This window comes from Pseudomonas sp. GW704-F2, from assembly GCF_059423025.1.
On the sequence record NZ_JBWKXO010000073.1, the window covers coordinates 1 to 16,946 of the forward strand.

Here is a 16,946-nt window from a genome sequence, read left to right on the forward strand (position 1 = left end):
GGCGGTGGATCAGTCAGCTCTCTGTAGCTGATCCACCGCTATCGGGGGCAAGCCCCCTCCCACATTAAGATTGCATTTCAAACAGGCATCAACGCACGCCCGAAGCCCTCAGCGCCGCCGGCGTGTAGTCCGCCGCCTTGGCCGCAAACCCGAACACAAAACTGCTCTTCTCCTCATTCTTCATACCCAGGGCGATGTAGCGTCCGGCGATGAGGTCGTACAGGGTTTCCACGGTGTAGGCCGGCACCTGATGGTCGTAGTAGAACTGCGCATGACCTTCGGCGACACGCCACAGTTGGCCGCGGCCGTCATAGTGATCCACCAGCGCGACCTGCCAGCTGTCTTCGTCGATGTACATGTGGCGCTTGGCATAGATGTGCCGTTCGCTCGGCTTGACGGTGCCGACCACTTCCCACACGCGGTGCAGCTCATAGCGGGTCAGGTCCTGGTTGATATGCCCGGCCTTGATGATGTCGTCGTACTTGAGGTTCGGCGAATCGAGCTTGTAGCTGTTGTAGGGGATGTACATCTCTTTCTTGCCCACCAGCTTCCAGTCATAGCGATCGGGGGCGCCGGAGAACATGTCGAAGTTATCCGTGGTGCGCAGGCCGTCGGACGCGGTGCCCGGGCCGTCGTAGGACACTTGCGGCGCCCGGCGCACACGGCGCTGGCCAGCGTTGTAGATCCAGGCCAGGCGCGGTTCCTTGACCTGGTCGAGGGTCTCGTGGACCAGCAGCACGTTGCCCGCCAGCCGCGCCGGGGCCGTTACCGATTGCTTGAAGAAACTCAGCACGTTGGCGGCCTTGGCCGGGTCAATATCCGGGATCGCCTGCGGCACCGCGACTTCTTCTTCAAAGCGGATCGGCGTGTAGCTGCCGTTCGTCTGCGGGGTGGCCTGGGTGATGATGCGCCGCAGGTTGCCGCCGTGGTAACGGGTGATGTGGTTCCACAGCACCTCCACGCCATTCTTGGGGATCGGGAACGCGTAGTAGCGGTTGCCGGTGAAGTTCTCCAGGCCGTTGCCGTCGTTGATCGCATGCACGTTGAGGGCGCTGCGCTTGATCGACTCGTAGATATCCGGCGGCAGGTTGACCGTGCGGTGGCTCGGGTACACCGGGATCTTGTAGGTCTCCGGGTAACGCTTGAACATCGCCACCTGGCCGTCGGAGAGTTTGTCCTTGTATTTGTCGACGGTCGCGGCGGTGATCACGAACAGCGGTTTTTCATTGGCGAACGGGTCGGCGAGGAAGCCCTTGCTGTCCACCGCACCGGCATTTTTCGGAATGCCGCCGGTCCAGGCCGGGATCGAGCCGTCGGCGTTACCGGCCTTTTCGGCGCCGACCGGGGTCAGGCTGGTGCCGAGCTTGGCGGCTTCTTCGGGCGACACGGCCGCCATGACGTTGGCGGCCAACACACTCAGGGCCATCACAGCAATTAACTTACGCATAGAGTCTTGTCCTTCTTTAAGCCAAATCAGAAGTTCACGCCGAAGCTGAGGGCGAGGAAGTCGCGGTCGGTCAGGGTGTTGTAGTCGCCACCAAAAAAGTCGGTGTAACTCAGGCTGGCGGTGTAGGTGTTGCGATAGTCCGCATCGACGCCGACGCTGATCGCCTTGGCGCCCTGGTTGAACAGGCCGTTGGGGCCGTAGCCGTTGACGTCGTGGGACCAGGACAGGTTGGGCTTGAGGTTCACCCCGGCAAACACGTTGTTGTAGTCGAGGATGGCGCGGGCACGATAACCCCAGGAATTGGCCGTGACGAAACCGTCGGTGTCGCCACCGTAACCATAGGCGCCGTATACCGAGTCGCGGCCGTAGCGCAGTTTGCTTTTCGCTTCCAGCCCGCCGACGTGGACGAAGGCGGCCTCTCCCACCAGGGTCAGGCGTTCGGCCCCCAGTACCTGGTCGAAGAACTGAGTCATGGTGCTCTGGATCTGGGTGATTTCCTTGCGCCGGTAACCGGCGTTGTCGGCGCCGAACGAGCTGTGGATCGGCGAGGCGGTGTTGCCGGCAATCGGGTTGACCAGGGCCAGGGTCAGGTCGGTGGTGTTGAGTTGCACCGGCGCATTCGGGCGGTAGCTGATTTCCCCGGTCCAGGCCGTGCCGGTGGGCAAGGTGGTGGAGAAGCTGGCGCCGTACAGGCGAATGTCTTCCGGGTAATCGAGATAGTACTGGCCACGGCCGAGCATGGTGCTCTGGGCCAGGGCCGAGCCGGTGCCTGGCGCAATGGCGTTGGCAGCGTTGACGATGCGCCCGATGGTGGCCAGGTTGGTGTTGGCGGTGAGGGTGCCGACGGTCGGCGTGCGGCTGTGATAGTTCATGAAGTACAGGCCGTACTCGGTGTCGTCGCCCAGCCAGCGCAAGGCCGCGCCGAATTGGCCGCCATCGCGGGCATCACGGTCCTTGGCGCGCTGCACCACGACGCCTTCACGCGTGACCTCAAAGCCCTGGCCGAACGCTGCGGCCACCGGTTGCAACGGCGCAATCGCCGGGCTGCCGACCGTGTAGTTACCGTTGCAACCGTGGGCCGCCACGTCGCCACCAAAGAACGTGCCGCAGTTATCCAGCACGGTGTTTTCCCAGTTCAACTGGTAGAAGCCTTCTACCGTCAGTTGGTTGGTCAGGCTCTGGGAGGCGAACAGCATATTGACCGGTATCAGCCCTTCCTTGATCTCGGCGCCGGGGCGGCGGAAGGCCGATACGTCGATGGGGTTGATGCTGTTGATGGAGTTACCGATGAACGTACTCTCGCCCCAACTCACCACCTGCTTGCCGACGCGCACGTTGCCCGGCAGGTCGGCGATGGAATAGTTGTGATAGACGAACGCATCCAGCAGCTCGTAACCGGAGGAGCGCGCACCTTCGTCGCGATGGTGATTGCTGATCTGCTTGAACTCACGGTCTTCGTCCTGCAGCTCGAAGTCGTACCAGTACTTGCCGCGCACGAACACGCCGCTGTCGCCGTACTTGAGTTCCAAGTCGTGGATGCCTTTGAAGATCTTGGAGAAGGTCTCGCCCTTCTTGAAGTTCAGTCGCCCGTCATCCCCGGTGGAGGCCTGCCCCGTGCCGCCATTGGACACGCCCACCAGTTTCTTGTCGGCATCGCGCATGCCCCAGCTGGCGCCGACCGACAGCGAGGAATCGAATTGCCCTTCGATCTCGCCGATGTTGAACGAAACAGCCTGTGCCTGGGCACAGCATCCCAACGCAACCGCGGCGGCCAGCGCCTGCGGCGTGAAGATGGCGCGCATTGTTGTTTTTGTCATGCGTCTTCCCCGGTGAGTGACAGAAGGCCCCACCCTACTGCCGCCCTTCGGGAGCGATAAGCGCACCAAGGAGGTATTCGTGTTGTCGCCCGAAAGGATTAACGCCGCTCTGGCGCGGCTCTGCGCGGGGGCATGCGCCCCATGGATGGCGGGTTATCAGGCCGGTGGATGGCGCCAGGGGGTGACTGTTGTCATATCCGTAACAGTCCTTGTCCTGAAGCGCTATTACTCATTTTGTTACAACCCTCTATTCTTGCCTGGCTTTCAGGGCAAACGGCCCGCTCCCACCTTCGGGAGAACAGCTGAAATTCGACGGATTGGCTACTGTATTCAATCTGTTACCGGTGTTCACTGACGTTGAGTCTGTCGCTCCTTGATCCAACGTCTTACTTTGGCCGCTGCTTTGCAGCGGCCTTTTTTATGCCTGAAAAAAACGGGGCGCCGTCAGCGCCCCGCAGTATTGCTGGTGTATCCGGCAATGATCAGAGGCTGAACTTCTGCAAATTGGCCATCATCTCCTTCAAAGCCTCGATTGTGTCCTTGGGATGCACCGCGCCTTCGAAGTCACAGATCTGTTGCCAGTGCGCGGCCACGTCGTCCGGCGAGAACCCGGCTTCCGGGTCGAAGCCCACACCCAGGCTGCGTTCCCAGCGGGTCTTGCCGATCCAGCCGCCGCCCACTTCGAACAAGCCTGAGGTTTCCTGGCACGCCTCGCTGCCCAGGTACACCACCAGCGGGCTGACCAGTTCCGGCTTGAGGCGCTCGAACACCTGCGGCGGGATCAGGCCTTCGGTCATGCGCGTGCCGCCGGTGGGGGCGATGGCGTTGACCAGAATGTTGTTCTTGCGCCCTTCCAGCGCCAGGGTGCGGGTCAAACCATACAGGCCGAGCTTGGCCATGCCGTAGTTGGACTGCCCGAAGTTGCCGTAGATGCCCGACGTGGACGCAGTAAAAATCACCCGCCCATAGCTTTGTTCACGCAGATGAGGCCAGGCGGCGCGGGTGACTTTGTAGGCACCTTCGACATGCACCCGGTAAACCAGGTCCCAGTCGCTGTCGTCCATTTTGTGGAAGGTCTTGTCGCGCAGGATGCCGGCGTTGTTCACCACCACGTCGATACGGCCGAACGCATCCAGAGCGTTCTGTACGATTTTCTCGCCGTCGGTGACGGAATCATGGTTGGCTTCGGCGATACCGCCGGCTTCGCGGATTTGTGCGACCACACGGTCGGCCGCCGACGCATTGGCGCCCTCGCCCTGGGTGGAACCGCCGAGATCGTTGACCAGCACTTTGGCCCCGTGCCTGGCGAACAGCAGCGCATGGGCCCGGCCCAACCCGCCGCCGGCACCGGTGACGATCACGACCTTATCCTGGAACTGCACTGACTCACTCATACCGAACTCCAATGGCGACGATGGGAATGGCTCGAGTGTCAGGCACGGCGCCTGCGGTCACAATAAATACGGCCACGGCTGAATGGTGCGCGATAAGGCAGCAGGATGATCGCCTGTTTCAGGAATAGGCCATGCGCGGCGGCGCGTGCGCGATCTGCTGTCGGAACTCCAGGTAATGCTTGAGCACCTGCACCGGCGCTTCGATCTGCGGGTAGTGGCCGATATTGGCCAGCAATACCGTGTCGGCGTGGGGCACCAACTGGCGGTAACGCTCGACCATGTGCGCGCCGGAAATCGGGTCGAACTCGCCGTCGATCACCCGCAGCGGCACGTCGCCACGTTGCAGGGCGCCCACCCAACGCTCACGCAGGCGACGGCGCTGGGGAATGTAGTTGATCAGTTTATGCAGGATGCGCGGCCCGTCATTACAGTCGATCAAGCTCCAGAAATCATCGAGGGCACTCTCACTGGGGCGGGTCTGTGCGCCGAAGATCTGGCTGAAGCTGTCGGACAAGGCATTGCGCCCAAATGTGCGACCGATCATCCAGCCCAAGGGGCTGAGCAGCAGTTTCTGCACCAGGGCCAGGCGATGGGTTTCGGGGAACAGCCCGCCATTGAGGAACACGCAACTGGCCATCTGGAAGCGGCCTTCGTGATGCCGCGCCAATAACTCCTGGGCGACGCTGTCCCCGTAATCATGGGCCAGCACATGCACCGGTTGTCGCACATGCAGGTGGTCGAGCAGCGCCTGTTGCAGATCCGCCTGTTCCAACAGGCAATAGTCGTGATCCAGCGGCTTGGCCGAATCGCCAAACCCGAGCATGTCGCAGGTGATCACCAGGTTGCGCTGGGCCAGGGGCTGCCACAGGTAATGCCAGTCCCAACTGGCGGTCGGGAAGCCATGGATCAGCAGCAGCGGCTCACCCTGCCCGGCCACCCAATAGCGAATGGTGTGGCCACGAAAAACAAAACTCTGGCCGCACTTGCGCCAGGCTCTGAGTGGAATTTCGGCGAGAGGCATCAACTTTTATACCCTGGATCTTGCAGGTCCAATTTACGCAGCAGCGCCGGCCAGGCCAGCGCGCCCCCCATACCTTGGGCGCTCTTTGTGACAGCCGCCACCATCGCCCTGGCCCCGGCGAGAATCTGTGGGTCGATGGCGATCAATTCAGCCCCGCCGTTGCGCGCAAGCACTTGGATATCACAGGCGCGCTGAAAGGTGAACATCATCAAGAAAGTGTCGGCGATGGTCGCGCCGCAGGTCAGCAGGCCATGGTTGTGCAGCATCAGGAAATTGTTGTCGCCAAGGTCGGCCTGCAAACGGGCTTTTTCCTCGTGGTTCAGCGCCACGCCTTCGTATGCGTGATAGGCCAGGCTGGACAACACGAACAAGGACTGCTGGCTGATCGGCAGTATGCCCTGCTTCTGCGCAGACACCGCAACCCCCGCCGCCGTATGGGTATGCAACACGCACTCCACGTCGTGGCGCACTTCGTGGATGGCGCTGTGGATGGTGTAGCCGGCCGGGTTGATGTCGTAGGGGCTGTCCATCCGTTTGTTGCCGGCTTGGTCGACCTTGATCAGGCTCGACGCCGTGATCTCGTGAAACATCATCCCATAGGGGTTGATCAGGAAATCATCGGTGCCCGGCACCTTGGCCGAGATATGCGTGAAAATCAGATCATCCCAGCCGTGCAGGGCGACCAGGCGATAGCACGCAGCCAGATCGACGCGCGTCTGCCATTCGGCGGCGCTGACCTGATCTTTGACACTCTGTGGCGATACAACGGGGGCTAGGCTCACGGCAACGACCTCCTTGACGCACTTTCTTATTATTTTTTAAGTGAAGGGTCAGTGTAGTCAGACGTCGTGGCGCAGGTAGTTGCCTTCGCAGCCAGCTTGATGGCCGCACGAGTCAGCCATGAGAATAGTTTAAATCTGTCCAAGTTACGTCAGAGAAGTGCCGCCAACAAAGGCGCGGCAAACAGGTTGAGCAGCCCCGTCAACACCATCATCAGGCCTGCGACAGAGCCCTCTTCGCCCCCCACTTCATGGGCCCGGCTCACGCCCGCGCCGTGCGCGCCCACCCCAAACAATGCCCCGCGTGCCAAAGGCGTGCGCAGCGGCAGCCACTTGAGCAGCACCCCCCCGAGCATGGCGCCGAACACGCCGGTGAACATCACGAACACCGCCGTCAGTTCCGGCACGCCGCCGAGGTCGGAAGACATCGGCATGGCAAACGGTGTGGTGATCGAACGCGGCACCAGCGACATCGTCACCGCACTGTCCAGCGCCAGCGCCTTGGCCAGGCCGAACGAGGTGCCGATGGACGCCGCGCTGCCGGCCAGCATCCCCAGCAGCAAGGCCGACCAATACCGCGCCAGCAAACGTCGCTGCTGCCAGATCGGCACCGCGAACGCCACCGTCACCGGGCCCAGCACCAGCATCAGCCAATGGGTGTCGCTGGCGTATTCGGCATAGGCGGTGTGCATCGGCACGGCCACCGCGAGCAGCAGCGCGGGCACCAGGATCAGCGGCGACAACAGGTAGCGCCCGGTCCGACGGTAGATCCAGCGACTGAAGAAATACGCGCCCAGGGTCAGGGCAAGCCAGAACACCGGCATCAGTTCAAGCTTCATGGCGCAGCTTCCAGCGACACACCATTTCCACGGTGAAGGCCGTCACCAGCATGACCGCCAGGGTGCTGAAGCCGATCACCAGCAGAATCCGCCAACCGTCATTGCGCACCAGGCCGCCGTAGTCCAGCAGGCTCATCAAGGCCGGAATAAAGAACAACAACATTTCCGCCATCAACACGCCCGCCCCCAGTTGCAGGGCCGCCGGCTTGACCAGGCCGGTGGCGAAAGCCGCCAGCAACAGGCCCAGGCCCATCACCCCACCGGGGATGGGCCACGCCAACCAGGCCACCAGTTGCGTACCGAGCAGGTAGATGGCCAGCAGCACGACCAATTCAGTCAGCAGACGGCCGACGTGTTTGAAGCTTAAACGTTTCATGGGCTTTGGGTCCTCGTAGGCCTCCATTTTAGAGAGAGCGCTTCCATCCCCACAGCGAATTGTTAGACTGCCAACTATTCCAAACTGGAATCGAACCCATGGAATTCAAACAGCTGCGCAGTTTTGTCGAAGTCATCCACCGCGGCGGTTTTACCCAGGCCGGGAAAACCCTGCACATCAGCCAGTCCGCCGTGAGCAAACAGGTCGCACAGCTGGAACACAGCCTGGGCACGCCGTTGCTCGACCGCATCGGCTCGCAGATCCGCCTGACGGCCGCCGGCCAGGTTGTGTTGCAACGCGCCGAAGCCATGCTGCGCCTGCAGAACGAGTTGCTCAGCGAGCTGGACGACATGCAGCACCTGACCCGTGGCGAGTTGCGCCTGGGCTTGCCGCAGTTGGGCGGCGATACGCTGTTTGCCGACCTGTTCGCCGAGTACCGCCGGCGCTATCCGAACGTCACCATCCAGTTGCTGGAGGGCGGCAGCCGCAGTATCGAGCAGGCGATTTTGAGCGGCGAGCTGGAAGTGGGCGGCAGCTTGAAACCCAGCGACCCAGCATTCGCCTGGCAAGACTTCTGCGATGAGCCGCTGGATGCCTTGCTGCCGATGAACCACCCCTTGGCACAGAACGCCCAGGTGCGCCTGGAAGAATTGGCAGACACACCGTTCCTGATGTATCAGCGCAGCTTTGTCTTGAACGACCGCTTGACGCAGGCGTGTCAGCGAGTGGGCTTTACGCCGAAGGAAGGAGGCCGCAGCGGCCAGGCGGATTTTCTCGCCGCCCTGGTCGCGGCCGGTCAAGGCGTGGTGCTGTTGCCCAGCGTGGTCGCTCGCGGGCTGGTGCGGCCCGGGGTGGTGCGCCTCACGCTGAAGGCGCCCGACTTCCTGCGCTGGGACATCGCGTTTGTCTGGCGTGAGGGCGCCTATCTGTCGAAAGCCGCCCAGGCCTGGCTGGCGTTGTTGCGGGAGTTTCCGGTCAGCCGCGCAGGGCAGTGATCAACTCGGCCAGCCAGGGCTCGGCGTCGGTTTCCGGGGTGACGCTTTCGCTGGCGTCCAGGCGCAGCATCGGCCGCACTTCGCGCACGCCCAACTCACTGAACAGCTCGCGCATGTGCTCGCCGCCGGCGCAGAAGGTATCGCCATAGCTGGCGTCGCCCAGGCCGATGACCGCACCCGGCAAACCGCGCCAGGCCGCGGGCAACTGGTCGCGAATGCTCGAATACAGCGGTTGCAGGTTGTCCGGCAGTTCGCCCATGCCGGTGGTGGACGTCACCGCCAGCAACGCCTGCGGGGCGAAGGCCAACACGTCCGCCAGGGTCGCGCGCGGGTTGTGCCAAGCCTCGAAGCCGGCCGATGTAAGGATGTCGGCAGCGTGGCGGGCGACTTCTTCAGCCGTGCCGTACACCGAGCCGGAAAGAATGGCGACTCTCATCAATACTGATCCTGTCATTGAGCGAAAGCCTGGGATATTACCAGCTGGGGCAAATATTTCGGCGCGTGCCGTGCAACATTCAAGACTTGCCATAAACTGGCAGTTCAAGCACACGCCAGGGACCGCGCAATGATTAACGCCAAGCTGCTGCAAATGGTCGTCAACGCTTCCAACGATGGGATTGTCGTGGCCGAGCGGGAAGGCCGGGACAAACCGCTGATCTACGTCAACCCGGCATTCGAGCGCCTGACCGGTTACACCCTGGACGACGTCCTGTATCAGGACTGCCGCTTCCTGCAGTCCGGCGACCGTGATCAACCGGCGCTGATGGCCATTCGCGAAGCACTGGACAGCGGCGGCGCCTGCCGGGAAATCCTGCGCAACTATCGCAAGGACGGCAGCCACTTCTGGAACGAGCTGTCGCTTTCAACGGTGTACAACCATGCCGACAAGCAGACCTATTTTGTCGGTGTGCAAAAGGACGTGACCTTGCAGGTCAAGGCCCAGCAGCGCGTCGCGCAATTGGAGGCGGAGTTGGCGCAGGTCAAGGCCGAGCTGGCAGCGATCAAGGCGACGAGCGGATCTAACAAAACTTAGAAAATGATGTCTTTAGAGCGGATAATGGCGTTTTAACACTCTCCCCCTTGAGCAAGATCAATGCAACGCGACGCGCTTCTGACTCAGGACGAGTTGGATTTCATTCAGGACATGCAGCACAACCCCCAACTCAACCTGCGGGATGCATCGTCGAGCCTGACCGTCAACGGCGCTGCGCAGCTTCGCGATTTGCTCACTCGGCTGGCCGCCCACGATCACGTCACCCTCCAGGCGCAATTCGACAACCAGCAACTCACCTTCCCGCTGCAGTTGGTGGAAGACGAGTTTCATGCCGTGCATTTACGCCTGGGCGTGCCGAGCATTTTTGAAGACGGGCCCATGATTCGTCCGTGGCGCCTGGCTCTTGAAACGCCAGTGGCGCTGGAAAATGTCAGGGGCAACCCGAGTGCGCTGTGGGTGCATGAGGTTTCGTTCAAGGGCGTGCTGGTGGAGATCCGCGGCCGGATCAAGACGCCGAAGACCTTTGCCCTGTGGTTCAGCCCTTCCGGCTATGAACGCATTGCACTGCGCGGCACGCTGGAGCGGGAAACCGCACGGGGACTGTTTGCCTATCGCCTGGGCCAGAACAACCCGGATGAGACCGAGCGCCTGCGCCAATTCATCCTGCACCAGCACCGCCTGGTACATCCGCAGATGCACGCCTGACCTTCAGGTATCCAGGTTACCGCTGAGAAATTGCTGCAAGCGCCGTTGCATCAAGCGTCCTTCATTGCCCAGGCAGCCAACGGCGGAGCCCGTCAGATCGGCCTGGGCCAGGTCTGACGCGGCACCGGCAAGAAACAGCGGGCAATCGAGGGTCAACGCCAGGCGGTTCAAACGCCCGGCCAACGCTTGGGTGTGTGAGTAATTGGAGAAGAGGACCAGCGCCTCGGGTTGCGTCTTTTCACACACCAGCGTCAATTCATCGAAAGGCTGACCCATCCCCAGCACCTTCACGGCCAGATCGTCTCGACCGATCAACAGCCCCGCCACCAGCAATTCCAATTTACGGCACTCGCCGGGAATGGCCGCGAGCAATACCCGTGGCGCCGCCGACGCACACACCAGTTGCAAACGCTGCAACACCCGCACCCGCAGGAAGTTGTCGAAGAACAGCCATTCACTGGCTTGGCCGAAGCGCCCCTGATGACGCAACAGGTCGTTCCAAAGAGGCATCAGGATGTCCTGGAACGCCACGTTGAGCGGGTAGGTGGCGATCACCTGGTTGTACAGTTGCTCCAGTTGACGATCATCGAACGCGCCCACGGCCAGCACCAGGCGCGCCTGCCATTGCGGCCATTCGCCTTGCTCGACCGTGTCGTGCTCGACACGCACGGCGGCGGCCTGCTGATCGTCACGCGCAAGGATCTTGCCCACTTTGCTCACGGCCACGCCACGTTCGATCCAATCGACAATGCGATGAACCGTTTGAATATCGGCCTTGGAGTACAGACGATGCCCGCTTTCGGTGCGCGTGGGTTGAATCAGGCCGTAACGCCGCTCCCAGGCACGCAGGGTGACCGGGTTGATGCCCGTCAATCTCGACACGTCACGAATCGGAAACAACTCATCGGAATCGGCAGGGCTGGGGGCGGTAGATTCGCGAACAGGAGCAGTGATTTCGGGCATCAGAGGTCATGAACGTCCGTTTGAAAGTGAGTCCCATTTAACGCCTTTACCGCGATGTATATCAAGGTGTGTGCCTATCGGACCGATGTCGCTGGCGTATTTCTGCAAAACAGGAATAATCCTTGCTTACCGATAAAGCGTCGCTGCAACACCCCCGCAGCGTCGTCTGTGCGCCACCTACCCGGTTCAGCGCACCCGTCTATTTGGAGATACACAATGTCTACCTCACCCGTCACCCTGATGGTTGCGCGCCGCGTGGCCAAGGGCCGCTATGAAGAGTTGATGGCCTGGCTGCGCGAAGGCGAGCGACTGGCCACTGACTTCCCCGGCTACCTGGGCTCCGGCGTCCTCGCACCACCGCCCCTTGATGATGAATTTCAGATTATTTTCCGCTTCGCCGACGAAAAAACCCTGCATGCCTGGGAATTTTCCGCCTCACGCAGCGCGTGGCTGAGCCGGGGCAGCGAGCTGTTTGCCGACCCGTCCGAGCATCGCGTGCGTGGCATCGATGGCTGGTTCGGGGCTGCGGGTACACGGCCGCCGCGCTGGAAACAGGCGGTGGCGATCTGGCTGGCGTTTTTCCCGGTGTCGTTGCTGTTCAACTTCGGCCTGGGGCCATTGCTCGGCGGGCTGGACCTGTTCAGCCGCGTGCTGGTCAGCACCTTGGCGCTCACTCCGCTGATGGTCTACTTGTTCATTCCACTCTCGACCCACCTGCTGGTCAACTGGTTGCACCCTTCGCCGCCACGCGCCAAGGCCAGCGAAGCCGCGGCGTGAGTACAGGGGGGCTCGTCACTGGTATGATTTGACCCTGCCAGCGACTCGAGCCTCCCATGACTGCAACGAACGCCCCGATCCTGATCACCGGCGCCGGCCAGCGCGTCGGCCTGCATTGTGCCGAACGCCTGCTCGACGAGGGCCACTCGGTGCTTTTCAGCTACCGCAGCGAACGCCCCGGCGTGCAGGCGCTACGCGAGCGTGGTGCGATCGGCGTGTTTGCCGACTTCTCCAGCGAAGCCGGGATTCTTGCGTTTATCGCCGAGTTGAAGCGTCATACCCAAAGCCTGCGCGCGATTATCCACAACGCTTCGGCCTGGATCGCGGAAACCCCAGGCGACGAAAGCCGTGCCTTTACCGACATGTTCAGCGTACACATGCTTGCGCCGTACCTGATCAACCTGCATTGTTCACCCTTGCTGCATCGCTCTTCACCCGCCGACATCGTGCATATCAGCGATGATGTGGTGCGCAAGGGCAGCCGCCAGCACATCGCCTACTGCGCCACCAAGGCCGGGCTCGACAGCCTCACGCTGTCGTTTGCCGCGCAGTTTGCGCCGCTGATCAAAGTCAACGGCATCGCCCCGGCGATGGTGATGTTCAACGAAGGCGACGACGCGGCCTACCGTACCCAGGTACTGGCCAAGTCGGCACTGGGCATCGAGCCCGGGCCCGAGGTGATTTACCAGAGCGTGCGTTACCTGCTGGACAACCCCTACGTCACCGGTACCACCCTGACCGTCAACGGTGGGCGGCATATCAAGTAAGCCGTTTGTGAGGATGTTGTATGACCTTATCCCTGCCCCACCACTATCGCGAGATCCTTAAAGGCCTGGGTGAAGACCCGGAACGCGAAGGCCTGCTCGACACCCCCAAGCGTGCCGCCAAAGCCATGCAATACCTGTGTCATGGCTATGAGCAAAACCTCGAAGAGATCGTCAACGGCGCGCTGTTCGCCTCCGACAATGACGAGATGGTGATCCTCAAGGACATCGAACTGTACTCGCTGTGCGAGCACCACCTGCTGCCCTTTATCGGCAAGGCCCATGTGGCCTATATTCCGACCGGCAGAGTGCTGGGCCTGTCGAAGCTGGCGCGCATCGTCGACATGTTCGCGCGGCGCCTGCAGATCCAGGAAAACCTCACGCGGCAAATCGCCGACGCCATCCAGGACGTGACCCAGGCCTCCGGCGTGGCGGTGGTGATCGAAGCCAAGCACATGTGCATGATGATGCGCGGCGTGGAAAAACAGAATTCAACCATGAACACCTCGGTGATGCTCGGCGCGTTCCGCGAGTCGAACACCACGCGCATGGAGTTCCTGCAACTGATTGGACGGAGCAAGTAGCAATGCCACAACTTCAACCAGGCATGGCGCGCATCCGGGTCAAGGACCTGTGCCTGCGCACCTATATCGGCATCAACGAGGATGAAATCCTCAACAAGCAGGATGTGCTGATCAACCTGACCATCCTGTATGCCGCCCAGGACGCCGTGCGCGACAACGATATCGACCACGCGTTGAATTACCGCACCATCACCAAGGCGATCATTGCCCACGTCGAAGGCAACCGCTTCGCCCTGCTGGAGCGCCTGACCCAGGAACTGCTGGACCTGGTGATGAGCAACGAGTCGGTGCTGTATGCCGAAGTCGAAGTGGACAAGCCCCACGCGCTGCGCTTTGCCGAATCGGTTTCGATTACCCTGGCGGCCAGCCGCTAACCCCTGGATTTACGTGAGCCCTATGACCGATCAACAACGCCTCGAACTCGAAGCCGCCGCCTTTCGGCGGCTGGTCGCACACCTGGACAGCCGCAAGGATGTGCAGAATATCGACCTGATGAACCTCGCCGGCTTCTGCCGCAACTGCCTGTCCAAGTGGTACAAGGCCGAGGCCGACGAGCGCCAGATCGCGCTGAGCCTCGATGACGCGCGTGAAGTGGTGTACGGCATGCCGTATGCCGAGTGGAAAGCCCAATACCAGCAAGAAGCCAGCGCCGAACAACAGGCGGCGTTCGCCAAAGGAAAACCCCATGACTGACCTGAACACCCTGCGCGCCAGCCTCGACAGCGGCGAACATCTCTTCGCCGACACCTTGGCCTTCGTTGCCGCCGGTTACGACTACCAGCCGCAAGCCTTCACCAACGGCACCGTGGAAAACGCCGCAGGGCAGAACGAAGGTTCGTGCAAGACCCTGGGCCTGGCCTTGCTGGAAGGGTTGAGCGACCAGCACGCCTTGTTGGCGTTTGGCGAGCATTACCGTTCGGTGGTCGCCACGCCTGAGGGCAGTGACCATGGCAATATTCGGGCGTTGATCGCGCATGGGTTGGCGGGGGTGAAGTTTGACCAGCAACCTCTGACTCGCCGCTGATCCAACGTGCAAAGCCGATTTAATGTGGGAGCTGGCTTGCCTGCGATGGCGGCGGTAAATCCTGCATAGACGTTGGCTGACACACCGCTATCGCAGGCAAACCAGCTCCCACAGTGATTGGATTACCAAATTGAGATAGCGATGGATCATCAAATCCCGCGCATAAAACCGGCTTTCGCCGGTTTTTTCATTTCAGCGGGTTCAGACCTAAGCGTTCTGCAAACCGTCGAGGTAACGCTCGGCATCCAGGGCCGCCATGCAACCGGCGCCGGCCGAGGTGATGGCCTGGCGGTACACGTGGTCAGCCACGTCACCGGCGGCGAAGATGCCTTCGATGTTGGTCGCCGTGGCATTGCCTTCGCGACCGCCCTGCACCACCAGGTAACCGTCTTTGGCGTCCAGCACGCCTTCGAACAGCGAGGTGTTCGGGGTGTGGCCGATGGCGATGAACACGCCGTCGACTGTCAGCTCGTCGAAGCTGCCGTCGTTGTTTTTCAGGCGCGCACCGGTCACGCCCATATTGTCGCCGAGGACTTCATCCAGGGTGGCGTTGAGCTTGAGGATGATCTTGCCTTCAGCCACACGCGCGTGCAGCTTGTCGATCAGGATCTTCTCGGCGCGGAAGGTTTCGCGACGGTGAATCAGGGTCACGGTGCTGGCGATGTTGGCCAGGTACAGCGCCTCTTCCACGGCCGTGTTGCCACCGCCGACCACAGCGACCGGCTTGTTGCGGTAGAAGAAACCGTCGCACGTCGCGCAGGCGGACACGCCCTTGCCCATGAACGCTTCTTCCGACGGTAGGCCCAGGTAACGGGCGCTGGCGCCGGTCGCGATGATCAGCGCGTCACAGGTGTAGACGCCGCTGTCGCCGGTCAGGCTGTAAGGCTTTTTCGAGAAGTCGACCTGGTTGATGTGGTCAAACACGATCTCGGTTTCGAAGCGCTCGGCGTGCTCTTTCATACGCTCCATCAGCACCGGGCCGGTCAGACCGTGGACGTCGCCCGGCCAGTTGTCGACTTCAGTGGTGGTGGTCAACTGACCGCCCGCCTGCATGCCGGTGATCAGCAGTGGCTTGAGGTTGGCTCGGGCAGCGTAGACGGCAGCGCTGTAACCGGCAGGGCCGGAACCGAGAATAATCACTCGCGAATGACGGGTATCAGACATGACTCGCTCCTGTCGACCGCCCGGACAACAAGGCGGCTGGAATAAAAAAGGACCGCGAAGCACTTGGGGAAGGCTTGAACTCGCAGATCCTGAAAATAATGGGTGCAGCGTATAGAGGGGGGCAAGATTAAGGAAATACGGAATAACAATCCAGCTCATAGGCAGTATCTATGCAGCAGGCCCAGCTGATCGACGCGTTTGTTTCTGCTGATGTCCTGGCATTGCGCGTGCTTTCGTCCTGAAGGCAAAGCCGGTAAGGTCGGCGCGTTCGTCATTTTGCTCGGAGTTCTCCATGCCCGCCCCTGTTCTTTCCGGTCCGCAATACCTGCGTGAAGGCCTCAAACTGGTGTTGAGCCCCGGCCTGCGCCTGTTTGTGCTGCTGCCGCTGGCGATCAACCTGGTGCTGTTCGTCGGCCTGATCTATTTCGCCGGCCATCAGTTCAGCCTGTGGGTCGACGCATTGATGCCGACGCTGCCCGGCTGGCTGAGTTTCCTCAGCTATATCCTGTGGCCGCTGTTCGTGGTGCTGGTGGTGTTGATGGTGTTTTTCACCTTCACCATGCTCGCCAATGTCATCGCTGCGCCGTTCAACGGTTTTCTCGCGGAGAAAGTTGAAGTGGTGGTGCGTGGCACCGACGATTTCCCGCCGTTCAGTTGGGCCGAGCTGGTGGCGATGGTCCCGCGCACCCTGGCGCGGGAGATGCGCAAGCTGGGCTACTTCCTGCCGCGGGCCATCGGCCTGTTTATCCTGTCGTTCATTCCGGTGGTCAACCTGATCGCCGCGCCGTTGTGGCTGCTGTTCGGCGTGTGGATGATGGCGATCCAATACATCGACTACCCGGCCGACAACCACAAGCTGGGCTGGAACGAAATGCTCGCCTGGCTGCGCCAGAAACGCTGGCAGAGCATGAGCTTCGGCGGCAGCGTCTACCTAGTGCTGCTGGTGCCGGTGGTCAACCTGTTGATGATGCCGGCGGCGGTGGCCGGGGCGACGTTGTTCTGGGTGCGCGAGCAAGGTGCCGAGACGGCGTTGAACACACCGCGATAACGGTACGCTGGCCGGTCGACCGTTGCCGGAACTGATTGTTTTTTGAGGCCACACAACCTGAGCCGACCTTGGGGCAACCGAGGTCGGCAACCAAACCCGTGACAACAGGAGCCTCACGATGATCAGCACGCTTGCCAACCTGCCAACAAACACAGGACTCAGAATCGACCCGCCTCCCATCGGGCCATCCCCCACCCCGCCAACAAACCCAGCACCCTGGCCCGGCCAGCGTCACAAATGGCAGCCATCCCGCAC

The 16,946-nt window shown here is 61.5% G+C and carries 20 protein-coding genes; 10 read left to right on the forward strand and 10 right to left on the reverse strand.

Features of this window, described 5'->3' with window-relative positions; all coding sequences use genetic code 11:
- Window positions 1–88 precede the first annotated feature (88 nt).
- From AC07W0_RS30020 to AC07W0_RS30050, 7 genes are all read right to left on the reverse strand, one after another.
- Window positions 89–1,447 carry a DUF1329 domain-containing protein gene (locus tag AC07W0_RS30020; protein ID WP_017847776.1) on the reverse strand — a complete coding sequence of 453 codons (1,359 nt, stop codon included), beginning with the start codon at window positions 1,445–1,447 and terminating at the stop codon, window positions 89–91.
- A 26-nt stretch (window positions 1,448–1,473) separates the two neighbouring features.
- Window positions 1,474–3,264, reverse strand: coding sequence for a DUF1302 domain-containing protein (locus AC07W0_RS30025; protein WP_102618923.1), 1,791 nt, complete (start codon window positions 3,262–3,264; stop codon window positions 1,474–1,476).
- 482 nt (window positions 3,265–3,746) lie between these two features.
- On the reverse strand, window positions 3,747–4,658 hold the full coding sequence (locus tag AC07W0_RS30030) for an SDR family oxidoreductase (protein ID WP_017847774.1): 912 nt from the start codon (window positions 4,656–4,658) through the stop codon (window positions 3,747–3,749).
- Between the two features lie 118 nt (window positions 4,659–4,776).
- Window positions 4,777–5,679 (reverse strand): alpha/beta fold hydrolase, encoded by a 903-nt coding sequence (locus AC07W0_RS30035; protein ID WP_017847773.1) that lies wholly within the window; start codon window positions 5,677–5,679, stop codon window positions 4,777–4,779.
- Window positions 5,679–6,461, reverse strand: coding sequence for a class II aldolase/adducin family protein (locus AC07W0_RS30040; protein ID WP_046382099.1), 783 nt, complete (start codon window positions 6,459–6,461; stop codon window positions 5,679–5,681). Before AC07W0_RS30040 ends, AC07W0_RS30035 begins: the two co-directional genes overlap by 1 nt.
- Before the next feature lie 149 nt (window positions 6,462–6,610).
- On the reverse strand, window positions 6,611–7,297 hold the full coding sequence (locus tag AC07W0_RS30045; RefSeq protein WP_017847771.1) for an LrgB family protein: 687 nt from the start codon (window positions 7,295–7,297) through the stop codon (window positions 6,611–6,613).
- The gene (locus AC07W0_RS30050; RefSeq protein ID WP_046385176.1) at window positions 7,287–7,673 is read right to left on the reverse strand and encodes a CidA/LrgA family protein; all 387 of its coding nucleotides are present in this window, start codon (window positions 7,671–7,673) and stop codon (window positions 7,287–7,289) included. Before AC07W0_RS30050 ends, AC07W0_RS30045 begins: the two co-directional genes overlap by 11 nt.
- A gap of 98 nt (window positions 7,674–7,771) precedes the next feature.
- On the opposite strand from AC07W0_RS30050, the gene AC07W0_RS30055 reads away from it, so the two are divergent.
- Window positions 7,772–8,668: a LysR family transcriptional regulator gene (locus tag AC07W0_RS30055; protein WP_046382098.1), complete on the forward strand. Its 897-nt coding sequence runs from the start codon at window positions 7,772–7,774 to the stop codon at window positions 8,666–8,668.
- Here the strand turns inward: AC07W0_RS30055 and AC07W0_RS30060 are convergent.
- On the reverse strand, window positions 8,649–9,104 hold the full coding sequence (locus AC07W0_RS30060) for a flavodoxin (RefSeq protein WP_046382097.1): 456 nt from the start codon (window positions 9,102–9,104) through the stop codon (window positions 8,649–8,651). The genes AC07W0_RS30055 and AC07W0_RS30060 overlap by 20 nt on opposite strands.
- 129 nt (window positions 9,105–9,233) lie before the next feature.
- On the opposite strand from AC07W0_RS30060, the gene AC07W0_RS30065 reads away from it, so the two are divergent.
- Window positions 9,234–9,701, forward strand: coding sequence for a PAS domain S-box protein (locus AC07W0_RS30065; RefSeq protein ID WP_017847767.1), 468 nt, complete (start codon window positions 9,234–9,236; stop codon window positions 9,699–9,701).
- A 60-nt stretch (window positions 9,702–9,761) separates the two neighbouring features.
- Window positions 9,762–10,367, forward strand: coding sequence for a hypothetical protein (locus AC07W0_RS30070; protein WP_017847766.1), 606 nt, complete (start codon window positions 9,762–9,764; stop codon window positions 10,365–10,367).
- Window positions 10,368–10,370: 3 nt separating this feature from the next.
- Here the strand turns inward: AC07W0_RS30070 and AC07W0_RS30075 are convergent, their stop codons facing one another.
- Window positions 10,371–11,330 (reverse strand): MerR family transcriptional regulator, encoded by a 960-nt coding sequence (locus AC07W0_RS30075; RefSeq protein ID WP_046488174.1) that lies wholly within the window; start codon window positions 11,328–11,330, stop codon window positions 10,371–10,373.
- Window positions 11,331–11,546: 216 nt separating this feature from the next.
- On the opposite strand from AC07W0_RS30075, the gene AC07W0_RS30080 reads away from it, so the two are divergent.
- From AC07W0_RS30080 to AC07W0_RS30105, 6 genes are read left to right on the forward strand one after another with little or no spacing between them, the layout of a single operon-like run.
- Entirely contained in the window at window positions 11,547–12,107 is a 561-nt protein-coding gene (locus AC07W0_RS30080; RefSeq protein WP_102618922.1) for a putative antibiotic biosynthesis monooxygenase, read from the forward strand.
- Window positions 12,108–12,163: 56 nt separating this feature from the next.
- Window positions 12,164–12,874: a dihydromonapterin reductase gene (gene folM, locus AC07W0_RS30085; protein WP_046382094.1), complete on the forward strand. Its 711-nt coding sequence runs from the start codon at window positions 12,164–12,166 to the stop codon at window positions 12,872–12,874.
- A 20-nt stretch (window positions 12,875–12,894) separates the two neighbouring features.
- Window positions 12,895–13,455 carry a GTP cyclohydrolase I FolE gene (folE, locus tag AC07W0_RS30090; protein ID WP_017847762.1) on the forward strand — a complete coding sequence of 187 codons (561 nt, stop codon included), beginning with the start codon at window positions 12,895–12,897 and terminating at the stop codon, window positions 13,453–13,455.
- A gap of 2 nt (window positions 13,456–13,457) precedes the next feature.
- Window positions 13,458–13,829, forward strand: coding sequence for a dihydroneopterin triphosphate 2'-epimerase (gene folX / locus AC07W0_RS30095; protein ID WP_026140129.1), 372 nt, complete (start codon window positions 13,458–13,460; stop codon window positions 13,827–13,829).
- Between the two features lie 22 nt (window positions 13,830–13,851).
- Entirely contained in the window at window positions 13,852–14,148 is a 297-nt protein-coding gene (locus AC07W0_RS30100; RefSeq protein ID WP_017847760.1) for a DUF1244 domain-containing protein, read from the forward strand.
- The gene (locus AC07W0_RS30105; protein ID WP_017847759.1) at window positions 14,141–14,479 is read left to right on the forward strand and encodes a HopJ type III effector protein; all 339 of its coding nucleotides are present in this window, start codon (window positions 14,141–14,143) and stop codon (window positions 14,477–14,479) included. Before AC07W0_RS30100 ends, AC07W0_RS30105 begins: the two co-directional genes overlap by 8 nt.
- 207 nt (window positions 14,480–14,686) lie before the next feature.
- Here the strand turns inward: AC07W0_RS30105 and trxB are convergent, their stop codons facing one another.
- Window positions 14,687–15,643 (reverse strand): thioredoxin-disulfide reductase, encoded by a 957-nt coding sequence (trxB, locus tag AC07W0_RS30110; RefSeq protein WP_017847758.1) that lies wholly within the window; start codon window positions 15,641–15,643, stop codon window positions 14,687–14,689.
- A gap of 292 nt (window positions 15,644–15,935) precedes the next feature.
- Between trxB and cysZ the strand changes: the two genes are divergently transcribed.
- Window positions 15,936–16,691: a sulfate transporter CysZ gene (gene cysZ, locus AC07W0_RS30115; RefSeq protein ID WP_017847757.1), complete on the forward strand. Its 756-nt coding sequence runs from the start codon at window positions 15,936–15,938 to the stop codon at window positions 16,689–16,691.
- The last annotated feature ends 255 nt before the right edge of the window (window positions 16,692–16,946 follow it).